The organism is Streptomyces bugieae, from assembly GCF_036352915.1.
Classification (GTDB): domain Bacteria; phylum Actinomycetota; class Actinomycetes; order Streptomycetales; family Streptomycetaceae; genus Streptomyces; species Streptomyces endophytica.
Window position 1 is genome coordinate 1 of record NZ_JAZBJP010000264.1, and the last position, 255, is coordinate 255.

Sequence of the window (255 nt, forward strand, 5' to 3'; positions counted from 1 at the left end):
CGTCGTCGATGACACCCAGCACGGCGACGACCGGCGTCGGGTGGATCGCCGTCTCGCCGGTCTGGTTGTAGAGGGAGACGTTGCCGCCGGTCACCGGGGTGCCCAGGGTCTGGCAGGCGTCGGCCAGACCACGGGTGGCCTCGGCGAACTGCCACATGACGGCCGGGTCCTCGGGCGAGCCGAAGTTCAGGCAGTCCGAGACGGCCAACGGATTGGCACCGGAGGCCGCCACATTGCGGTAGGCCTCGGCGAGCG

1 protein-coding gene is annotated in these 255 nt (G+C 71.0%); it reads right to left on the minus strand.

Going from position 1 to position 255, the window contains the following annotated elements; translation table 11 throughout:
* Window positions 1-255 (minus strand): AIR synthase related protein (locus tag V2J85_RS41160; RefSeq protein ID WP_330824458.1); only part of this gene is annotated, 255 nt, incomplete at both ends.